At 44.0% G+C, this 21113-nt stretch carries 21 protein-coding genes and 1 tRNA gene; 7 read left to right on the top strand and 15 right to left on the bottom strand.

Going from position 1 to position 21113, the window contains the following annotated elements:
* Positions 1–33: 33 nt before the first annotated feature.
* The 3 genes from MF542_RS06745 to MF542_RS06735 form a co-directional block, all read right to left on the bottom strand.
* On the bottom strand, positions 34–696 hold the full coding sequence (locus tag MF542_RS06745) for a DJ-1/PfpI family protein (protein WP_247017283.1): 663 nt from the start codon (positions 694–696) through the stop codon (positions 34–36).
* Positions 693–1706 (bottom strand): GlxA family transcriptional regulator, encoded by a 1014-nt coding sequence (locus MF542_RS06740; protein ID WP_247017281.1) that lies wholly within the window; start codon positions 1704–1706, stop codon positions 693–695. The genes MF542_RS06745 and MF542_RS06740 overlap by 4 nt, the downstream gene beginning before the upstream one ends.
* A gap of 79 nt (positions 1707–1785) precedes the next feature.
* Positions 1786–2460, bottom strand: coding sequence for a glutathione S-transferase family protein (locus MF542_RS06735; protein WP_247017279.1), 675 nt, complete (start codon positions 2458–2460; stop codon positions 1786–1788).
* Between the two features lie 342 nt (positions 2461–2802).
* On the opposite strand from MF542_RS06735, the gene MF542_RS06730 reads away from it, so the two are divergent.
* Entirely contained in the window at positions 2803–3453 is a 651-nt protein-coding gene (locus tag MF542_RS06730; RefSeq protein WP_486209770.1) for an FAD:protein FMN transferase, read from the top strand.
* A 58-nt stretch (positions 3454–3511) separates the two neighbouring features.
* On the opposite strand, the gene MF542_RS06725 is transcribed toward MF542_RS06730, so the two are convergent.
* On the bottom strand, positions 3512–4117 hold the full coding sequence (locus tag MF542_RS06725) for a hypothetical protein (protein WP_247017275.1): 606 nt from the start codon (positions 4115–4117) through the stop codon (positions 3512–3514).
* Positions 4118–4302: 185 nt separating this feature from the next.
* On the opposite strand from MF542_RS06725, the gene MF542_RS06720 reads away from it, so the two are divergent.
* Positions 4303–6234: a tetratricopeptide repeat protein gene (locus MF542_RS06720; protein ID WP_247017273.1), complete on the top strand. Its 1932-nt coding sequence runs from the start codon at positions 4303–4305 to the stop codon at positions 6232–6234.
* Positions 6235–6273: 39 nt separating this feature from the next.
* On the opposite strand, the gene MF542_RS06715 is transcribed toward MF542_RS06720, so the two are convergent.
* From MF542_RS06715 to MF542_RS06690, 6 genes are all read right to left on the bottom strand, one after another.
* The gene (locus MF542_RS06715; protein ID WP_247017271.1) at positions 6274–7149 is read right to left on the bottom strand and encodes a 3-hydroxybutyryl-CoA dehydrogenase; all 876 of its coding nucleotides are present in this window, start codon (positions 7147–7149) and stop codon (positions 6274–6276) included.
* A gap of 109 nt (positions 7150–7258) precedes the next feature.
* Positions 7259–8185, bottom strand: a complete 927-nt coding sequence (locus MF542_RS06710) for an electron transfer flavoprotein subunit alpha/FixB family protein (RefSeq protein WP_247017270.1) — start codon at positions 8183–8185, stop codon at positions 7259–7261.
* Complete coding sequence (locus tag MF542_RS06705) at positions 8186–8932, bottom strand: electron transfer flavoprotein subunit beta/FixA family protein (RefSeq protein ID WP_247017268.1); 747 nt, start codon at positions 8930–8932, stop codon at positions 8186–8188. It lies immediately after the preceding gene.
* A 195-nt stretch (positions 8933–9127) separates the two neighbouring features.
* A complete protein-coding gene (locus MF542_RS06700) occupies positions 9128–9694 on the bottom strand; it encodes a cob(I)yrinic acid a,c-diamide adenosyltransferase (protein ID WP_247017266.1) in 567 nt (188 codons plus the stop codon).
* Positions 9695–9697: 3 nt separating this feature from the next.
* Positions 9698–9886 (bottom strand): HIG1 domain-containing protein, encoded by a 189-nt coding sequence (locus MF542_RS06695; protein ID WP_247017264.1) that lies wholly within the window; start codon positions 9884–9886, stop codon positions 9698–9700.
* A gap of 118 nt (positions 9887–10004) precedes the next feature.
* Positions 10005–10451 (bottom strand): MerR family transcriptional regulator, encoded by a 447-nt coding sequence (locus MF542_RS06690; RefSeq protein ID WP_247017262.1) that lies wholly within the window; start codon positions 10449–10451, stop codon positions 10005–10007.
* A gap of 313 nt (positions 10452–10764) precedes the next feature.
* On the opposite strand from MF542_RS06690, the gene MF542_RS06685 reads away from it, so the two are divergent.
* The gene (locus MF542_RS06685; RefSeq protein WP_247017260.1) at positions 10765–13293 is read left to right on the top strand and encodes a M1 family metallopeptidase; all 2529 of its coding nucleotides are present in this window, start codon (positions 10765–10767) and stop codon (positions 13291–13293) included.
* On the opposite strand, the gene gluQRS is transcribed toward MF542_RS06685, so the two are convergent.
* Complete coding sequence (gluQRS, locus tag MF542_RS06680; RefSeq protein WP_247017258.1) at positions 13269–14141, bottom strand: tRNA glutamyl-Q(34) synthetase GluQRS; 873 nt, start codon at positions 14139–14141, stop codon at positions 13269–13271. The two genes, MF542_RS06685 and gluQRS, sit on opposite strands and share 25 nt — an antisense overlap.
* Before the next feature lie 240 nt (positions 14142–14381).
* Between gluQRS and MF542_RS06675 the strand changes: the two genes are divergently transcribed.
* Entirely contained in the window at positions 14382–14957 is a 576-nt protein-coding gene (locus tag MF542_RS06675) for an HNH endonuclease (RefSeq protein ID WP_247017256.1), read from the top strand.
* Between the two features lie 44 nt (positions 14958–15001).
* On the opposite strand, the gene MF542_RS06670 is transcribed toward MF542_RS06675, so the two are convergent.
* The 4 genes from MF542_RS06670 to MF542_RS06655 all read right to left on the bottom strand — a co-directional run bounded on the left by MF542_RS06670 (position 15002) and on the right by MF542_RS06655 (position 17210).
* Positions 15002–15361 (bottom strand): DUF6232 family protein, encoded by a 360-nt coding sequence (locus MF542_RS06670; RefSeq protein WP_247017254.1) that lies wholly within the window; start codon positions 15359–15361, stop codon positions 15002–15004.
* A gap of 173 nt (positions 15362–15534) precedes the next feature.
* A complete protein-coding gene (locus tag MF542_RS06665; protein ID WP_247017252.1) occupies positions 15535–16125 on the bottom strand; it encodes a demethoxyubiquinone hydroxylase family protein in 591 nt (196 codons plus the stop codon).
* 13 nt (positions 16126–16138) lie between these two features.
* Positions 16139–16624: a disulfide bond formation protein B gene (locus MF542_RS06660; protein WP_247017251.1), complete on the bottom strand. Its 486-nt coding sequence runs from the start codon at positions 16622–16624 to the stop codon at positions 16139–16141.
* Between the two features lie 7 nt (positions 16625–16631).
* Positions 16632–17210 carry a YqaA family protein gene (locus tag MF542_RS06655; protein WP_247017249.1) on the bottom strand — a complete coding sequence of 193 codons (579 nt, stop codon included), beginning with the start codon at positions 17208–17210 and terminating at the stop codon, positions 16632–16634.
* Positions 17211–17356: 146 nt separating this feature from the next.
* On the opposite strand from MF542_RS06655, the gene MF542_RS06650 reads away from it, so the two are divergent.
* The 3 genes from MF542_RS06650 to MF542_RS06640 all read left to right on the top strand — a co-directional run bounded on the left by MF542_RS06650 (position 17357) and on the right by MF542_RS06640 (position 20692).
* Positions 17357–17443: transfer RNA gene (locus tag MF542_RS06650), tRNA-Leu, on the top strand.
* A 778-nt stretch (positions 17444–18221) separates the two neighbouring features.
* The gene (locus MF542_RS06645; RefSeq protein ID WP_247017247.1) at positions 18222–19481 is read left to right on the top strand and encodes an MBL fold metallo-hydrolase; all 1260 of its coding nucleotides are present in this window, start codon (positions 18222–18224) and stop codon (positions 19479–19481) included.
* A 98-nt stretch (positions 19482–19579) separates the two neighbouring features.
* A complete protein-coding gene (locus tag MF542_RS06640) occupies positions 19580–20692 on the top strand; it encodes a hemolysin family protein (RefSeq protein ID WP_247017245.1) in 1113 nt (370 codons plus the stop codon).
* Positions 20693–21113 lie beyond the last annotated feature (421 nt).

Below are 21113 nucleotides of genomic sequence, written 5' to 3'. Positions count from 1 at the left end.
GGCTTTGATCATATTTATAAATTAAGCAAAAGTTTAGTTTGAGTTTAATCCTCGATTTCTCTGTTCCATTGATGCGCTGAAATGCTGTGTCATTGCTGCACTAATATGGGGAGGTGCTTTGGCTAGTGACCCGGCATCATATGGCGGGGCTGGGTCATACTCGGTTGATAGCTGTATCATTTGAGCAGCGTCAGGTCCCATGATTTCGCCGACCATATAAAGGGCCATATCAATTCCAGCTGATACACCTGCTGCAGTTATGATTTTACCTTCTTGCACCCAGCGTTCCGCCTGATATGTGGCACCAAACTGCTCAAGATGCTTGGCTGCCGCCCAGTGGGTGGTCGCATTCAAGCCATTGAGAAGGCCTGCTGCGCCAAGGATGATAGAGCCCGTGCAAACGCTTGTTGTGAAACGGGTTGTTTTGTGGATTTTTTTTATCCAGGCAATGGTTTCACTATCACGGGCTGCCGCTGCCTCACCTGGCCCTCCGGGTATTACAAGAATATCAGCGTGTTCTATTTCATCAAAACTTGCAGTAGCCTGTATATTCAAAAATCCGGTCTCCGAGGAAATGATCTCTTTCTTTTTTGCAACAAACTGAAGGTCTACCATCGGGCCATGCGCCAGCATTTCATAGGGGCCAATAGCATCAAGCGCTGTGAAGTTCGGATAAAGTAAAATCGCTATTTTCATGAGGAGATACTTTCCTGTTGAAGTTTGAACTGGGCACTATAATCCTTTGGATGAAGGCCATAGATGCGTTCGAAAGATCGGGAAAATTGTTCGCCAGAGGAAAAGCCGGAAACGGTAGCTATGCTTTGAAGGCTCGCCTTTTGGTTTTCCTCAAGCACGATACGGCTATATTCAAGGCGAGATTTTTCCACAAATTTGGCAGGCGTTTCACCAATTTGCTGCTTGAATAAACGGCTGAAATTTCTCGTGCTCATGCCAGCATGTTCAGCCAAGGCATCAACACCAAGCTCTGTCTGAAGTTCAGAAAGTATTTTATGTACGACGGACTGAATGCGTTTGCTTTGCGGCTTATACTGCATCTTCATTGGCCAGCTGAATTGGCTTTGATTACCGCTACGCTTGAGGTGCATCACTAAACGCCGGGCGGTGGCTAAGGCAATTTCGTAGCCTAGGTCTTTTTCAATGATAGCAAGTGCCATGTCGATACCTGCAGTAACGCCTGCGGAGGTAATGACATTCCCATCAAACATATAAAGTGCATCTGGGTTTACGTTTACTTCGGGATAGTGATCTCTGAGATAATCGCATGTGATCCAGTGCGAGCAGGCCGTTTTACCGTTTAGAAGCCCGGCTTCACCAAGAAGGATAGAACCAGAGCAAACAGACATAATTCGCTGCTTCTGTTGGCACATAGAGAGCCATTTAATAAGAGCTGTGTTTTCAAGAGCGGTGAATACACCATTCCCGCCTGGGACAAGGATAGTGTCAAACGCATCGGGTGATTGGTTTGTGATTGTCTTAGTGGTGTGTAGCTGAAGGCCTGAGAGGCAAGTAATGGTTTCTTCGGCCGCGCTAACGAACTCATATTTGTAAAACTGGTCGTCAGAAGAATTCGTTTGTTCGCGATGCCAGTAATAGTTAGCAACCATAAAGGCATCTGTTGGCCCCACAACATCGAGCGGCATCAGGTTTTCAAATAGAATAACAGCGATGGTGTGTGGTTGGCGCATTGTAGCTCTGACCTCTTAATTTCATTGAGGTCAGAGTATATCTATTTATTTGTGTCCTAAAGGACATAAAATCGCAAATTCAGCCAAGTTGAGTTGCGTCAGCAGGGATTTCGTCCTGTGCAACAATCTGAGTTTCCGTGGCTGCATCTTCCTGCCACCGCAATAAAAGTGGATGATTGAGAATACTATCTACATAAGCCTGAGAGATTGGGCTTAATTGAATACCGTATGTTCGGAAGCGGCTAGCAACAGGGGCATACATCATATCCGCTGCTCCAAATTCCCCGAACAAAAATGCACCGGCTTGACCAAAACCTTCCCGGCACTCTTGCCAGATTTGGTCAATACGGTTCACGTCTTTCTGTACAGCTTCAGAAAGTATCAGATCCTTCCAGCTACCTCGGAAGTTCATCGGGGCGGCTCCACGTAAAGCCATAAATCCTGAATGCATTTCAGCACATATACTACGCGCTCTAGCATATGCCGCTTTATCAGTAGGCCACCAGTTTTTCTCAGGTGTTAGGTGCGCACAATAGTCGATGATCGCCAGTGAATCCCATACCTGAATATCTCCGTCCTGTAGAGCGGGTACGCATTTCGTGGGGCTGAAGGCTTCGATTTCGCGGTAGAATTCTTCTGTATCCAGCGCAAGCTTTGTTTCGCGGAAAGGAAGGCCTGTGTGTGCTACGGCTAACCACCCTCTTAGGGACCAGCTGCTGTAAGTTTTAGTGCCAATTACGATATGTAAGCTCATGCTGATCCCCTCTGTTTGATATGCCGGTATTTGTATCACCACGTTTAACATCACCGAAGTGAATGTTTCTTTTGTTGAAGGTTACAAATTATTCTTTCAATTAATAATGATTATTAATAACATTTTCTTGTGATAATGAAAAACAAGGTACCACTTATGCCCAACCCTCAAAAATGTGTTTGTAATCAGGTAACCAAATCTCGGCCATTGTTCGGGAAAGTAGCCCGGATAACAGTGGTGGGGAAGGGTAATGCGTGTGCATCCAGGATCATTGATTCTGTTTTTAACACCATTGAACGCTTTGATGAAATTACGAGTCAAACCCATTTGAGGCAGAGATTTTTGGAAATATCTCATACATCGCTTGATGAATATGTTCCCGTACCTTCTTTGCTTCGGCATGTGCTTCAGGTAGCCAATGATATTTCTTACCGTACAGACGGGATATTTGATGTGGCTGCTGCGGGTACTGACGGGGTGGCAGAATGGACAGATATAGATCTATCAGAGCGCCGGCAGATAAGGCTTCTTAGGCCGCTCAGTATATCGTTGGATGGTATTCGCAAAGGGTTTGCCGTTGATCTGGCCATACAGGCTCTTTTAGAACTGGGCGCGAATGCGGGGTTGGTTGATATAGGTGGCTGTATCAGGACATTTGGTTCACGTGAATGGCGAGTGGAATTTAATCCTGAAGTACGAACTGGATGTCAGCAATCCAGTGTGATTCCTGTTTCTCTAAATAAAGCTGCACTTGTTGGGTTGGGAGCGTATTTTGGAGGTTCGAAGCTTTATGATTACCGCCGAAGGCAACTTCGTAGTTCTGGTGAGTGGTTGGATGCGAGTTTGCTGGTACGAGCGCGTTCTTGCGCTGTTGCGGATGCTCTTACGAAAGTTGCTGCCCTTCAGCCTCACGAAAGTGAAAAAATGCTTGCTCAGTTTGGTGCAAAGGCGGTGAAACTCTCAGCCGCTGGTGTCTCTCAATTAGCCACGTAAAGAAAAAGCCTCCTGCATGATATGCAGAGGCTTTTAGAATTCTGTATATCTCTAAAACTTAGAGAGTTTTCTTCCGCTTGCGGCGTGTTGCAGCGTAAAGCATTGCAGGAAGCAGTAGTAGTAAACCTTCTGGCTCAGGAACCGCAGCGGGTGTGACCGTAAGAGCAACAACAAACCCTGTAGACGAAGAATTACCTGGGTTGAATGGGTCGTTAAAGTCATATTCCCCAAGCAGGTTTCCACCTGTTGTAGCAATGTTAAAAGGTGACAAGCTTCCAACAACGTTAAGCGCCAATTCATATGTGCCGGCTGTTTGAATGAAATCCCCTACACTACCTGTCGAAAGAACAAAGTTACTTCCTAGTGTACCAGGTGCATTCACAATGAAGCTAAGGGTACCTGTTGTAGTATTTCGAATTAACCAAGAGTAAGTGATGGTTGCTTCTTCAACAATATCACACACTGAATATGAATCTGCAGTGCCACTCACGTTAAAAGCAGAGTTACATGCATTCAGTGTTACATCACTTCCGAGTGCCACGGGTGCATAGTTGCCTACGTTTGCTTCAAAAACGCCAGGAACCTGTGCATGCGCACCTACAGTTATAATAATAGAAGATACAGCTAAACTGCATGCAGCTGCAAATGAACGTAACACTTTCATGATGATCCCCATCAGTATTTAAAATTTTAGAAAAACTATTAATACTTTGATTGTTTCCATATTACATTTTACAAATAAATTCCAGCAAAAAGAGTATTGTGTAGTTTCGTCTATGATTGGGGTTGTGGATAGAAACAATAAAAGCTGTTTATTTTGAGATTTTGATTACTGTGGGGAGTAAGTACTTGAAACGTAATAGTTTGTTCACTGTACTGGCAAGTGCTGTAATTTTAGTGTCTTGTGATTCTTCTATTGAAGAGGGAAATAAAGATTCTACGAGTGTAGATCCTAGAGACTATGATTTGGTTGCGATTGAACAAGTCATTGACGCTGGTGATTCGATTAAAGCGATAGAGATACTTACCGCGCGTTCGCAGTTGGGGCTGGCGACATCTGCTGAACTGATGAAATTAGCAGAACTCTATTTGAAAAATGGGCAGGGTGTCGCGGCTGCTGTTGCAGTAGAACAAGCGCGCCGCCATGGTCTTTCCAGAAGTAAATCTGCACTCTTACTTGCAAAGGCCTATTTGTTAGGTGAGGAATTTTCTAAAGCAGAAAGAGAGTTGGCCCTTGTTTCTTTACAGGGGGATGAAGGATTTGAAGCAATCCTGTTGAAAGGTGATGTTGCACAAAAACGTGAGCGCTTTGAAGAAGCAAGGAAGTTGTTTTCCATAGCTGCGGAAATTAAGCCAGAAAGCAACTTACCCGATAATGCTTTAGCTTTCATGGAATTACACCTTGGGAATTTGGCCGAAGCGGAAAAGTTTGCTCTACTTGCTAATGAGAAGAACCCCAATGATTTAACTGCTCAGTATATACTTGGTGCTGTGAAACGATATATGGGGCAGCAAGAAGAAGCTGAGAAAATTCTTAGTGAAATATTAGATGAAAACCCCAGATACTATACGGCTTTAATTGAGCTAGCAGGAGTATATCTAGATCTGCAAAACTTTGAAGAAGTCGAAAAATTACTTGATGTGATTTCACAGGTAATTCCTGGCAATACAATGGCACTTTATTATTCTGCGGCATTAGCTACTCAAGCTGAAGAATATGAAGAAGCTGAGAAAATTCTCGTGAGGCTTAATGAGCTTCGAAACTCCTACCTTCCAGCTAAGCGTCTTTATGCTTATGTATTGTATAAAGTTGGTAAATATGATGTTGCTAACGCGCTCCTCAGAAGCATTATTCAAGTTACACCAAATGATACGGTTATTCGCCGTGCTTTGGCGGACAGCCTCATACAAACTAATAAGAATGAGGAAGCAATGGAGGTTCTGGCTTATTTAACTAAGTCGAATACCAACGATGATATGGCGAATATGCAGATTGCTGTTGCACTTGCTCAAGAAGGAAAACTTGAAGAATCTGCTGATTATTTTTCACGGATTACAGAACAAGGTATCCCCTTGGAGGAAGATAAAAAGAGGCTTTATCGTTCAATGATTGAAAGCCAGTCGATGGCCGAGTTTATAGCCGGTAATGCTTCCAAGGCGATTGGTATTTTACAAGATTTGATGAAATCAGGTGTAGCAGAGAGCAAGCAATTGTTAACACTGGCTAATATGCAGATGGAAGTAGGGTCTTTGAATGACGCATCTGCAACGTTAGAGCTGCTGAAAGAGAAAGATCCTGAGAATATAGCTATTCATAACCTTGCGGGTACAATTGAACATCGTCGGGGAAGGTACCAACAAGCTGTAGTACATTATGGAACCGCTTTAGCGCTGAATCCAAAGTATGATTCAGCTGTTAAAAATAGGGCTTCTGCCTACATGGCCATGCGTAGGTACGCCGACGCAAATCGGGATCTGGTTGAGTTGATAGAGCGCGCATCAGGTGATCCTCAAGTCCAGGGCATGCTTGGTGAGAGCTATCTTGAACTGGAGAATTACCGTGAAGCAGTTAGGACACTTGAACGGACAGTAGAGATGTTACCGCAATCGCCTAGATACTCTTTTTTATTAACCAAAGCATTTGCGGGGAATAAGCAAGTGGATGAGGCTATCAATCAAGCTGAAGTAACTATGCGTTTGGTGAAAGGTGATAAAGAAGCTGAAACGTATTTGAGGCGAATGATTACGGAACTTAAAGATAAAAAAGCATTTGTTGGATAGGTAAAAGCCCCGTAATTAACGGGGCTTTTTCTTTGTGAATTACCGAGTTGGAACTGGCTCGCCTTCTACCCGGTAATCATAAAAACCGCGTTTGGTTTTACGGCCAAGCCAGCCAGCTTCCACATATTTCACCAGCAGCGGGCAAGGGCGGTATTTACTATCACCAAGACCTTCATAGAGTACCTGCATAATGGATAGGCAGGTGTCTAAGCCAATGAAGTCCGCAAGCTGTAACGGACCCATTGGATGGTTTGCGCCAAGCCGCATGGCTTTATCTATGCAATCAACTGAACCAACACCTTCATAGAGTGTGTAGATCGCTTCATTGATCATCGGCATTAGAATGCGGTTTACAATAAAGGCTGGGAAATCTTCTGATACAGCAGTTACTTTGCTAAGGTTATCTGTGAACTGCGTAAACCGTTCCTGTGTTTCCTTGGATGTCGCGATGCCTGGGATCAGTTCAACCAATTTCATCACTGGTACGGGATTCATGAAATGCACGCCCATGAACTGTTCAGGTCGGTCCGTGCTGGCAGCTAGACGTGTGATGGAAATCGAGGATGTGTTAGAAGCCAGAAGGGCAGATGATTTCAGGTGCGGGCAAAGTTCTTTGAAGATGCTCGTTTTAATCTGCTCGTTTTCTGTCGCTGCTTCAATGACCAAGTCACAGTTTTTATGTGCAGATAGATTATCAGCTAAAGTAATTCGGCCAAGAGCGGCTTCCATTTCTTCCGCAGAAATAACACCCTTGCCAACCTGGCGCATCAGGTTCTGCTCTACAACACTAAGGCCTGCTTGCGCCTGTTCCATGGAAACATCGCTAAGCACAACATTAAGGCCTGCAACAGCAGAAACATGAGCGATGCCATTCCCCATCTGGCCCGCGCCAACAACCCCTACAGTATCAACCATCTCTTCCCTTTCAGAACGGTATATTTTTATTCTTAGTTATTAGTATACAAAAAAGGGCGCCGAAATCGACGCCCTTTTTCTAAAAGCTCAAGTGCTTAAAGCGTGCGCCTTAAAGAGCAGCTTCCAGTGCTGGAACTGCTTCGAACAGATCAGCAACAAGACCGTAATCAGCAACCTGGAAAATAGGTGCTTCTTCGTCTTTGTTGATTGCTACAATCACTTTACTGTCTTTCATACCTGCAAGGTGCTGGATCGCGCCAGAGATACCAACAGCGATGTAAAGTTCAGGCGCAACAATCTTACCTGTCTGGCCAACCTGGTAATCGTTTGGTACGAAGCCCGCATCCACGGCAGCGCGTGATGCACCAACAGCAGCGCCAAGTTTGTCAGCTACTTTATCAATAATCGCGAAGTTTTCGCCGGAACCCATACCGCGACCACCAGAAATGATGATTTTCGCAGATGTAAGTTCTGGACGGTCAGATTCAGAAAGTTCTGATTTCACGAAGCTTGAAACGCCAACGGTGTCTGCGCCTTTAGCATCTTCAACGCTTGCAGAACCGCCTTCAGCAGCAGCTTTATCAAACGCTGTACCGCGTACTGTAATAACTTTTACAGCATCAGCGCTCTGTACTGTCGCTATAGCGTTACCAGCGTAGATAGGGCGCTTGAATGTGTCTGTGCTAACAACTTCTGTGATGTCAGAAATCTGAGCAACATCAAGAGAGGCTGCAACACGTGGCAGGAAGTTCTTACCAGTTGTTGTCGCAGGTGCGATGATTGCATCGTACCCTTCAGCGTTTGCAAGAACTACTGCTGTAAGTTCTTCCGCTAGTGGGTGAGCGTATGCATCAGCGTCAGCAACGAGAACCTTGTTTACGCCAGCGATTTTGCTTGCAGCTTCTGCAACAGCGCCGCAGCCTGAACCAGCAACAAGAAGATCAACATCACCAAATGCCTGTGCAGCTGTTACAGCAGCTAGTGTAGCATCTTTAAGTTCTGTATTATCGTGTTCAACAAATACGAGAGCAGACATTTAGATTACTCCCTTTTCTTTAAGCTTGGAAACTAGGTCTTCAACGCTTTCAACCATGATACCAGCTTCGCGTTGTGGTGGCTCTTCAACCTTTAGAACAGTAAGGCGCGTGCCCATGTCTACACCGTAATCAGCAGGTGTTTTCATATCGATTGGCTTGCGCTTCGCCTTCATAATGTTTGGTAGAGACGCATAACGTGGCTCGTTCAAACGAAGGTCTGTTGTTACAACGGCAGGAAGGTTCAGCTTCACTGTTTCCAGACCACCGTCGATTTCACGAGTAACGCTTAGGCTACCATCTTCAGGAGCAACTTCTGAAGCGAATGTACCTTGTGGCCAACCAAGAAGCTGTGCCAGCATCTGGCCAGTTTGGTTGTTATCGCCGTCAATTGCTTGCTTACCGAGAAGAACGATATCTGGATTTTCTTCAGTAACGATTGCTTTCAGCGTTTTAGCAACAGCTAGCGGCTCAGTTTCGCCATCATGCTCTACAAGAATACCGCGATCAGCACCCATTGCGAGACCTGTGCGAATTGTTTCCTGAGCAAGCTTAGGGCCTACAGATACAACAACGATCTCTTCTGCTTTACCAGCTTCCTTGAGGCGAATTGCTTCTTCAACAGCAATTTCGTCAAAAGGGTTCATGGACATTTTTACGTTGGCGAGCTCAACGCCAGTGTTGTCTGATTTTACGCGAACTTTCACGTTGTAATCGACTACCCGTTTGACGGGGACCATGATTTTCATGGACTAACTTCTCCCGGTTTTTGTGCAGGGCAACAAAGCCCCCATTTCCAGTTGTGTAAGGACTGGCATTTGGCAGTGCCAATCCTTGAAATTCAAGGGTACACAGCGTTAGCGCATGCGGTGGCATGAGTCAATGCAGTGCAACATATTCCGGGGAACCGTAACGGTAAGGTGACACCTTGAAAGAAGGTTTGATTACCTGTTGGCTCCCGGTACCCACAAAACATCAGCAGAGCCTTTATTATTAAGGTACCTTGATGCAACAAATAGGTGGTCAGAGAGACGATTCAAATATTTTATTGCTTCAGGATTAATAGCTGTTTCTTTTGAAGCTGTTATAGCGTGGCGTTCTGCGCGGCGACATACGGTACGAGCTTGATGAAGAAAAGCGCTCGCTGGGCTACCGCCCGGCAGAATAAAGCTATTCAGAGGCGCTAGTTCGGCGTTCAGTGTGTCGATCTCTTTTTCAAGCCGTTCAACCTGCTCGCTGGTTATGCGGAGGGTCATTTCACCAGGGGTGAAATCGTCACCAGGTGTCGCAAGATCTGCGCCCAGATCGAAGAGATCATTTTGAATTTGCGACAGCATATCATCCGCCGCTGCTTTGGTGTGCAGTCGAGCTAGGCCAATGATAGAGTTTGTTTCGTCTACGTCGCCGTATGCTATAATGCGGGCATTATCTTTATCGAGCCGACTACCATCAACGAGGGATGTTTGTCCTTTGTCGCCGCCGCGGGTATAGATTTTAGTAAGCTTGACCATTGATTAGCCGGTGGCAGCAGCAAGAATCAAAAGGAAAAGTGTAGTGAATTGAAGAGTAACACGGGCGCGCATAAGTTTTTGGCCGCGGCGTTGGTTTTTCTTCTCTGTTTTTCCCATCGTCATCACGCCCATCAGCATTACGATTAACGTTGCTACGGCGCTTAGAATTGCCAATACAAAAATGGCTTTCATTGAATTTCCATTCGTAATTTATAAACCTCACATGCTCGCATAATAGTCGTCAGGAATATAAGAACAACTCTTAATCGGTGATCGCGACAGTGTGTCTCACTTATGTGATGTGGGTTTCTTACACATTGATTAGTTTTAAATCTGCACTGCCGGAGCAGGCGCAGCTTCGAACGGCACACCTGAACAAAGCATTACTGACACTGCAGGCTGGGGTGGAACAATCACGGCAATCATCAAGTATGGTTGTGAGTGCTTTTTCCATTTCTTGAAGAGCTGCGATTTTGGCACGCACTACATCTAGGTGTGTAAAAGCAGTTGGCCGCATGCTGGAACAATGTTCATCCTGATCAGCCATATCGAGAAGGCTTCGGATATCCTCAAGTGGAAATCCGAGATCGCGACAACGACGAATAAACAGGAGGCGCTCCGTATGAGTTTCGTCATAGATTCGGTGACCACCATCGCTTCTGAAAGGGGGAGGCATGAGTTTGATACGTTCATAGTAGCGAATTGTCTCAATATTCACGTCGCTTTTCTTACTCAATTTTCCAATGGATAGCCGCATACCTATTTCCTGAAAAAAACTCTTGAATCTGTAGTTGCTACAGATTGTAGCTTTTATTTTCTTGAATGAAAACTTAAGAAAGGAAATGAAGATGACAGAAGAGCAAACATGTGAGTGTAAGTGTGGCTCAGGCTGTGAATGTACAAATTGTGACTGTAAAGCACGGGATGCTGCCCAGTGTTGTTGCAGTAGTTCCGACTAACTAAATGAAGGCCTGTTCTCTCCCATAGGCAGGCCTTCTAACATCTTTGTGGCTGGCCTTCCGCGGCGTGTTCGATAAAATACCTTTATTGTAACTGAACGGGACACTGTTATGCCGCGACTCTTTAGCTTGTTTACTGCTTTTCTGGTTTGGATTTCTTTTAGTGAAAGTAATGTTTTAGCCGCTCCGATTGAGCCAGGTGTGTCTCTTGAGCTTGCGAAAGAACGAAAGCAGCTTCTCTCCAATATCCACTATGATCTCACTTTTAATCTGAAGGATGAAGCAGAAGCTGAAATTAACAGCCAAGCGATTATTACGTTTGATCTTTCCAGCATTCCTGAAACGTTGCAGTTGGATTTCAAAGAGAACGGCGAAAAAATACACCAACTATGGGTGAATGGTACGGAAAGAAATATTAGGTTTGAAAATGAGCATTTAGTGTTGGATGGTACATTCCTGAATGCTGGTGACAATAGTGTTAAAATAGAGTTTTTCGCAGGGCAAAGTTCTTTAAACCGGAACGATGATTATCTTTATACACTGTTTGTGCCCGACCGTGCGAGAACTGCCTTCCCGGTGTTTGATCAACCAAACCTGAAAGCTACATATAATCTTACCCTTACAATGCCAGAAGCCTGGCAGGCAATTGCGAATGGTGCAGTGAAGCATCAGTCTATAGATGCTGGCGTGAAAACCATTGCCTTTCAAACCAGTGACCGTATCAGTAGTTATCTTTTCTCCTTTGTTGCTGGCCGTTTTGATGTCGTACGCCGGGAACATAACGGTCAAATTTTCCAGATGCTGCACCGTGAAACTGATACGGAAAAATTAGAACGGAATGTGGATGAAATTTTTGATCAACATTATGCGGCGCTTAAATGGCTTGAAGACTATACGGGCATCAAGCATCCCTTTCAGAAAATGGATTTCGCCTTAATTCCAGCCTTTCAGTATGGCGGTATGGAACATGTTGGCGCCATTCAGTACCGGGCAAGCAGCTTGTTTCTGGAGAAAGATGCATCAAAAGCTCAGGAGCTTGGACGAGCAAACCTTATTGCACATGAAGTTGCGCACATGTGGTTTGGTAATCTCGTAACGATGGATTGGTTCAATGATGTATGGACCAAAGAAGTGTTTGCTAATTTTATGGCCGCGAAAATTGTTAACCCCAGCTTCCCTGATGTGAACCATGATCTGAATTTTCATATCAGAAATTTCCCGAGGGCTTATGCCGTAGACCGTACAGAAGGGGCAAATGCTATCCGTCAGGAACTGCCAAATTTAAATGAGGCAGGCACTTTGTATGGCAGTATTATCTATAATAAAGCACCGATTATGATGCAGCAGCTTGAGTTGCTTTTAGGTAAGGAAGAGTTCCAAACAGGTATCCAAGAGTATTTAAATACATTTGCCGGTGCCAATGCTACTTGGCCAGGGTTGATCAGCATTCTAGATCGACGTTCGGAGCATGATCTGAAAGCATGGAGCGAGGTGTGGGTTAATTCACCCAGAATGCCATATATTAATGTTTCGGGTAGTGGTTTGGAACAGTCTGACCCTATGAATAACGGCAGAGTGTGGCCGCAGCAATTCACTGTTCGCAGACTAGATGGTACTGCGGAAAAGCAAATGATTGATTTCGCAGAGGCAAACGTGGATGTCGTACTGGCCGAAAGTGATGTGTTGCTCTTTAATACAGATGGTAAAGGCTACGGTATTTTCCCCGTTGATTTGGGGGCGATTAGGGAGCATTGGGGGACGTTTTCTGAATTGGAAAGAGCTAGTGTTTTCATTAGTGCATATGAACGTATGCTGGATGGTGACAAATCTATAGCGCCATATGAATACTATAGTTTCTTGTCTGAAAGGGTGTTTCAGGAACCTAATCAGTTATTACAGGGTTTAGTTCTTACACAGATCGAAAATATCTTCTGGAATTTTCTGCCTGAAAAACAGCGCAACAATACCGCAAAAAAATTGGAAGCAATGCTCTTAAAAGCAGTGCTTTTGGAAACAAATAAATCGATCCAGAAACGGCTATTTCGTAGTTTTCAAAATATTGCCATTTCACGTAAGCAGTTGAGTTATTTGTACGCTGTATGGGAAGGTACTATTGAAATTGAAGGTTTGGTTTTGTCTGAGATTGACAGAATAAGACTTGCTTCCACATTAGCGATTAAACTTCCCAAGTTTGGGCAAAAAATTATTAATCAGCAATATGTGGCAATCCAAAACCCTGATCGCCAACACAGATTTAAATTTGTGGCTGGAGCTCTTTCCCCAGATAAAAAGATCAGAGAAACCTTCTTTGAATTGTTAAAGCAAGAAAAACATCGTGCAGTAGAAGCTTGGGTTTTATCTGCAATTTCTTATTTGCATCACCCTTTAAGGCGCAAACATGCTGAAAGATTTATTGGACCAAGTATTGAGCTGTTAGAAGAGATTCAGAAAACTGGTGATATTTTCTTTCCGGGGCGTTGGATAGTCACGACGTTGAATTCACACCGATCAGAAGAGGCCGTCGATATGATTGATACCTTCTTGAAAGAACATCCGAGTTATAATTACCAGCTGAAGTTAAAACTTTTACAAGCAGCAGACCAGACAAAGCGGGCTCATAAATTAACAGGCGGGAAGTAATTAAAACCCAGCTTTGTGTATAGATCTTTTACGCTAGCACCGCTCTCGCGAATGGACTTTAGCGTCACGGATTTGTTGCGTTTGGCGAATTTTTCACCGCTTTCGTCAAGCAACAGTTCGTGATGCCAATAGCTAGGATGAGGTAATTTCAACAGCGACTGAAGCACAACATGTATATGGGTTGCATGCCATAGATCTTTGCCTCTGATTACATGGGTGATGTTTTGCAAAGCGTCATCTACCACAACGGAAAGGTGATAGCTCGTTGGTGTATCTTTTCTCGCTAGAATAACATCTCCCAGTAATTCAGGGGTCGCAGCTATTTGTCCTGCGATTTGATCCCGCCAAAATATAGGTGTGTCTATTTTTTCTAGTGCGGCATCCAGATTTAACCGCCATGAATGAGATTTACCCATATCTATAAGCTGTTGCTGTTCTTCTGCGGTTAGATGTTTGCAGATGCCGGGATAGATAATGCCTTCTGGCCCTATTTGGGACTGAGTGTTCTGGATTTCTTTCCGTGTGCAAAAACATGGGTAGATAACCCCCATGCTTTTAAGCGTATCAAGTGCTTGCTGAAAATCAGTGAAGTGTTGACTCTGACACCGAACAGGGGCTTCCCATCTAAGGCCAAGCCACTCTAAATCTTTGTAGATATCTTCAATAAATTCAGGTTTGCAGCGGGTGGTATCAATATCCTCAATCCGGAGCAGAAAACGTCCATCATTCTTTTGCGCTTCATGAAAGGCGAGAAGCGCTGAATAGGCATGCCCCATATGCAATCCTCCCGTTGGGCTGGGGGCAAAGCGTGTGATGAACATATGTGATTTCTGATCATTTTCTGTCATAGCTGCACCATAAGATATGAGAAGAAAAAGAAAATAGGAAACGCTGTTTTTGCCATCTGATTTTGGTTTGTATGCGTATTAAGAAGTACAGAAAAAAGTGGTAAAGCACATAATATAGTATTTTGTCATACTGCTGTAATACTGTATCTTGATTCTACGGAGTATCGGAGTTGAGTGTATGGCAGCACCGATTGTTGTATCGGTTTTGCCCGTGTCTGATTGTTCAGGGGGACCGAAAGAATGGGCATTAACTTTGTGCCAACCAGCCAGAGATCACCGGAATCCTGCCCGGCACTGGTGCTGAATGCGGACTATCGGCCGCTCAGTTATTATCCGCTTAGTCTTTGGAATTGGCAATTGGCCTTAAAGGCTGTTTTCCTTGATCGTGTGAATATTGTTTCTGAATACGACAGGGAAGTACGGTCACCATCTTTTAGTATGAAACTGCCCAGTGTTATTGCGCTTAAGGAATATGTGAAGCAGCCTGAATATCCTGCCTTTACTCGCTTTAATTTGTTTCTTAGAGACCAATTTACATGCCAGTTCTGCGGTTCGAAAGAAGACCTTACCTTTGATCATGTGATCCCCAGAACACAAGGTGGGCGAACTAGTTGGGAAAATATCTCGGCAGCCTGTGCACCGTGTAATATGCGAAAGGGTGGAAGAACACCCCAAGAAGCGGGTATGCACATAAGGCGCTGGCCCTATAGGCCGACTGCTACCGAATTACATACTATTGGACGTTTATTCCCGCCTAACTATCTTCATGAAAGTTGGCGGGATTTTTTATATTGGGATGCAGAGCTGGAAGCATAGTTGCATAGCTGATTTTGACGGAGTGATTATTTGTGATTTTGCGTTTAGCCTCTACTAATTATCGCTTCGTTTAAGGCAGCTACAACCTTTTCAATATGATTTTTGTCATCGCTCGTAAGTGCTTGGTTTTCTCCAGCTGCTGTACTCAAAATAACTGAATAACTATCTTTTGAAGACATAAGAATGGCGATGCCAACCGCAATAAGAATAAGCCCTATAACTGCCGAGAATGCGGTGGTGATTAGGCCGATTATAATGATCAGTATTTTAGGTGCTTTAGGGTCGACATTAGTGCCAGTTTTAACGGATGTAACATTACTCATTGCATAAGTTTGTCCGCTAACAATGAAGCGACTGTTTGATACTGAAACATTATTACTATCGAAAAACACCTTTTCTTCCATAAAAGCCCCCAAATAGTGTCCATGATAAAGTCTAATAAAGTGATATTATATTTTTGTAAGTATGCATGGTACAGAATTTCGATAATCTATCAACGATAATAATGATCGAAATAGGTGTATAAGAAGTATTTATATTTAAGTATATGAATACTGAGCAGGTTATGAGTGTTTAATCAAACCCGTTTTGAAATCCAGATAGCCGCTTTACAGCCTGCTTTGATAGCTGCGGAAAGAACAGAGTAACCTGGTGCTTCTTCAGCACCGTGTTCTTCCGCAATACGTTTATGCTCTACTTCCTCAGCCTGAAAAACTTCAATCATTTCCTCAAGCTCAGGATCCGCACCATCAAGGGTATCAAGTTGGTGCTGATAGTGATCATCGATCACTTCTTCTACCGCCTGTGTGCAGGCCATGGCAGCCTTTTCACCCATCAGGGCTGTACCTGCGCCTAGCGCAAAACCAACAACATGCCAGAAAGGCGCCATAATAGTTGGGCGCACACCGCGTTCGCGAATGAACTTGTTGAAACGCTCCAGATGCACTTCTTCCTGTTCATACATATGCTTAAGGAGGCCCGCCTTAGGGTGTTTTTCGCCCATGATAGCGCGCTGCCCGGCATAAATACGCACAGCGCCGAATTCACCAGCATGGTCAACACGGATCATGCGCTTTGCCTGTTCAGATATATCTCTATCACCCGGAAGGGGGCGTGCAGGCGTTTGCTTTTCAAGTGTGGGTTTATGAACTGGTTCTCTGTCTGTCATGGCGAACGTACTTTCAAGACCGTTTGAATTTCACAGCGCAATAAATGGTCATTCCCGTTGCGATAATTGCATTATAGCCTGCCATCGAAATGCTGAAAAGAGACCATGGTATTTCGTCGCACCGAACAACTGGGGCAGCGTTAATGGCAGCCAGCGCATCTTCAATATTGCCTGTTAAATCAAGTCCTGATGAGCAGCTGGTGAAACCTTCCCACCATTTTTGTTCAACACCAGCATGGAAAACAGCGATGGAAGCATCCGCAGCGAAAAGAAGAGTCACTAAGAGTAGTACCCAGCGGTTTTTATCTGTTTTGGTGAAAACAGAGGCAAGCACGAGTAGTATCATGGCCATATAGGGGTAGCGTTGCCACCAACACATTTCACAAGGAGGGTACCCAGCAAACTGAAAACCATATGCACCGGCAAGCAAGCCGAAAGCTACAAGGCCGCCGAAGCGAACTGGTTGCTCTTTGATAAGTGTTTGAAGGAAGGTGATCATATTATCCCTAAATATATTTAATCGCTACAAAACCAAGAATGCCAAGTATCATCATCGCACTTGTCACTAAACCCAAGCGTTTTTCGATAAAATCTTTGATAGGTTCCCCGAACATATAGAGAAGAGCCGCTACCAGATAGAAACGCGCACCACGGGCCGGAATAGAAACCAACGTGAAAACTGCAGGGTTCAGCCCTACTGCTCCCGAAGCAATGGTAACCACTTTGAACGGCAGTGGTGTGAAACCAGCTACAAGCACAATCAAGATACCGTATTCTTTATAGTATTCCTGAAATTCGGCGAATTTCTCACCGTACCCATAAAAATCAATGATGGGCTGGCCAATTACTTCAAAAAGGAAAGCGCCAATCATATAGCCTGCAATGCCGCCTAGAACCGACATGATGAGCGTGATAGTAGCAAGGCGCCACGCTTTCAGCCGATTTGCCAAAATCATTGGAATTAACATGATATCAATGGGGATCGGGAAAAAGCTACTTTCTGCAAATGCCAGACCTCCAAGCCAGCGTTCGCTAGCTGGGCTTTGTGCTTTTTCTATGGTCCAGTCATACAGCTTTCTGAGCACACATTTTCTCCCTGGTGCAACGTTGCTTCCAGCCTTAGCAAAAAGCCGGGAGGGGAACAATCAGGGATATATTTATTTTAGGGTATTCGCAGCTTGACGAGGCCACCTTTTTGGATATGATGCGCCGACTACCTCACCGGACAGTTGCCCCTGTGGCGGAATTGGTAGACGCGCGGGATTCAAAATCCCGTTCCCTTACGGGAGTGTCGGTTCGATTCCGACCGGGGGCACCATTTTCAAGATATTGAAGTTATGCAGTTTATACCGTTTGGGCTGAGCCTGAGATTTTTGTTTTAAAACGGTAATGACCAAACTTCAGATAGAATTCGGACATACATCTTAGTGTTTCTAAGCTGAGCCTGCAGTACATCCAAAACTAGCAAAGCTACCCAACTGCTAAGTATCCAGGGCCCCCAATTCATGCCGATTCTTGTTAGTACAACAAGTATAATCGTCACCAAACTCCATGTGAGTAGACCACCAACAATGTTGCCAGTGTTCTCTATTTCGTTTTCATGCTCTGACATAACCCCTCCAATATATTTAGAACTTATATGGGTGCCTTGGGGACCGCCGCAACAGTTTGGGTATTTCTGTTTCGAGAACGATGCTCTTTGATAAGGAAGTTTTGTTTTAGAATTTTTTTTGTAGAAGATTGTTTTTAAATATTTTTTTGAGGAATAAACGTTACTGATCTTCAAAAAAATCATCACGACATAATCACGACATTCAGTCTGTATGCTCGCCGCGCGTGCCAAAAATTTGGCTCATAATGTATATAAATGGCAGTTTGGGAATGTTTTTATGAAAAGCTTCTTACCTCGGATAAAGATGTCCGTAGCAATATTTTTGGTGTTTGTTGCCTCACCCGTTTCATTGCAAGCAGGTGATAAAGAAGAAACTATAATAGCCAAAACGCATCAGGCTTATGGTGGGGATTATTTAGCCTTAGCTCGTTCAATAAATATATTTGAGCACAAGAAACTTCTTTGGCCAGGACAAGATGCGAGTTTGAAGCAGCCCGATTTTTTCCGGGAAAAGTCAGAACTCCTTATAGATTTTGAGAAACGCCGAAAAACTATGCTTTCCTGGCGTGTTTCCAGAACTTCTGTCGATCTGGAACGGTTTGTGTTCGATGGTGAGAAGGGGCGCCTCTATGATATTCTCAATCGGAAATATTCAGATGAAGATTGGTTGACGTTTGATAGTGTTGGCGTAAGCGCAGTAAGGGCTAGTGATACGATGATTGCTCGCGTTTTGCCTAAGCTTCTAACCTTTGCTGAGCATGTGGGAAACGGCTATTTTAGAGGCGCATTACATGAAATGCTGAAGGTGAGATTTCTTTCTGGATTTGAGGCGATACTCTATATCCAGCAAGATACCGGCTTTATCTCTAAAATGGAACGAAGCCATCTGCGCGCAGGTACGCTAAGCTATATCTTCTCAAATCATATACATGCTGATGGCATAGTGTATGCGCAGGATATGAATTTTTTTGTTGGTGATCAGCCAAGGCAGGTGTCGCTTGACCGGAAAGTAACCCTTAATCCTTCAACGAATAGCGCGTTTGATGTTCCTGCTGGTTTCACGCCTTGGGGTGAAGTGCTTAAGACATCTGAATGGAAAATACAGGAAGTTGCGAAAAACACATATCTGGTAGGAAAAGGCCGATCCTATACGGTTTTTGTTGATACGGGTGAGGCTTATATTGCTTCAGGTGGGCAGCGGGATTTTAGGGATGCCTTAGAGAAACTCTATGAGTATAGAGATGAAAGCAAGCCAGTTGGGTCTTTTGTTTTAACCCATCATCACAGTGAACATCTGGCTGACCTTCCAGATGTTGCGGAGCTTGGTGCTACGATCTTTACGGTAACAGAACATTTGTCAGCCGTGAAGGATAGGGTGGGGAAACAGCTCAAGGATAAGCAAATTCAAGAGGTGAATACATTTGTTTCTTTGGCTGATGGGCAGGTGGAAATCTATGATATCTCTACAGCGCATTCAGAGCATAATTTGGTGATGTATGTCCCGCAGGCAAAACTTCTTTTCGCAGAAGATCACTATGAAACCCAGTTAAAGAATGCACTGCCACGGGTTCATAAAGATATGATAAACTTTAAAAAGGCAGTCAGACGATTGAAGCTTGATGTAGATGCTTACCTTGATGGGCATAGCCCCCGGATACTAACAAATGAAGAATTTGACCAAGCTATAAAACTATATGGCGGTGAAGCGTGCCCTGAAGGGTATAATATCTGTGTACAGGGATAAAATGAACTAGAGAAGCAGCTGATAGTCGTTTCTTTTTACTTAGACCAGTTGGTACTTGGTGTGTATCCTGACTTTATCTTTAATGTGAGGTTGTCTATATGCCAGATCCATCATCAACTGACATTATCCTGTTAGTGATTTTCGTTTCTATTGCTCTGTTATTTTCATTCCTTTGTTCTATCGCAGAAGCTGTGCTTCTTAGTATTACCCCTTCTTATATCGAGAAGATGAAAGGTGAAAATCCAGAGAGAGCAGAACGATTAAAAAGCCTTAGACAAGATAACGTGGACCGTTCACTAGCGGCTATTCTAAGTGTGAATACGATTGCCCATACGCTAGGTGCTATTGCCGCAGGGGCGCAAGCAACAACGGTGTTTGGAAGTGCGTGGATAGGTGTGTTCTCAGGTGTGATGACACTGGCTATTCTGTTTTTATCGGAAATTATCCCCAAGACCATTGGCGCGATTTACTGGGCAAATCTTATTGGGCCGACTATGGGGTTTATCCGTTTTTCAATCATCCTTCTTTATCCGCTTATAAGAATCTCGGAAGGACTGACTAAGCTCATAGCAAAAGGGAAGCCGGTTCATCCTTTCTCTCGCGATGAACTTCTTGCCATGACAAGCATTGGTGAGCGTTCAGGGCATATTGAAAAACGCGAAGCGAAGATTATTAGAAACCTTATCCAGTTTAGCCAACTGAATGCGACAGATATTATGACGCCCCGTACGGTAGTTACCGCCCTTCATATAGGTACACCTATAGTTGAGGCTTCGAAGGCCAGTTTGGAAAGTACATTCTCGCGAATGCCTGTGTATGGTGAAAACCTTGACGATATCCAAGGTGTGGTTTTGCGGGATGAGCTACTGGCATTTGATATGCGGGAGGGACAGGATGCACGGTTAAGTGATTTGTCACGGGATATTAAACGCGTTGCTGAAGATATTAGTCTTCCCGATTTATTGGAATATTTTCTAAACAGTAGGCAGCATATCGCCCTTGTAGAAGACGCTTTTGGCGGCACAAAAGGTATTGTAACACTTGAAGATGTTATTGAAGCACTTCTCGGTATGGAAATTATGGACGAAATGGACAGCGTAGAAGATATGCGTTCCCTTGCCCGACAGCAGTGGCAAGAACGAGCGCGTAAACTGGGTATTGATGTCGCTTCGTTAGACACTGAAATAGCTAAAGACGGCGATGCAGGTTAGTGTCGCTTTTCTATTGATATGTAATTAGTTTCTTATTATTTAGTTACGTGAAAAGCAGCTATAACTGATAGCTAATTCTATTTGATCACCAATAAGCATATTCTTGCGTTGCTACCTCTTAGCAGTGGTAAAGTTTTAACGTTACACTTTTATATAGATCAGGGGTGAACAGTATTTTGATGCATGTTGTGATCTAGGGCATTGTTAAATCATTAAAATTTAGTGAATCACTATAGTTTTACCAAAAGTGAAAATCCTACCTATGGTTTTAGGTGATTTAAACTTTTTTGATCATGATTGTACAAAACAAAAAAGTTTGCTGATAATTCAATCAGTTAAATATGGTTAAAATTTCATTAATAAATATGTCATTGATGAATGATTTATATCCCGTCACTTTCTGATCGTTTCGTCAGGAACT

It is taken from the genome of Kordiimonas laminariae (assembly GCF_023008165.1).
GTDB lineage: Bacteria > Pseudomonadota > Alphaproteobacteria > Sphingomonadales > Kordiimonadaceae > Kordiimonas > Kordiimonas laminariae.
The sequence above is the reverse complement of the archived record's forward strand: the minus strand, read 5'-3'. Positions and strand labels throughout refer to the sequence as shown.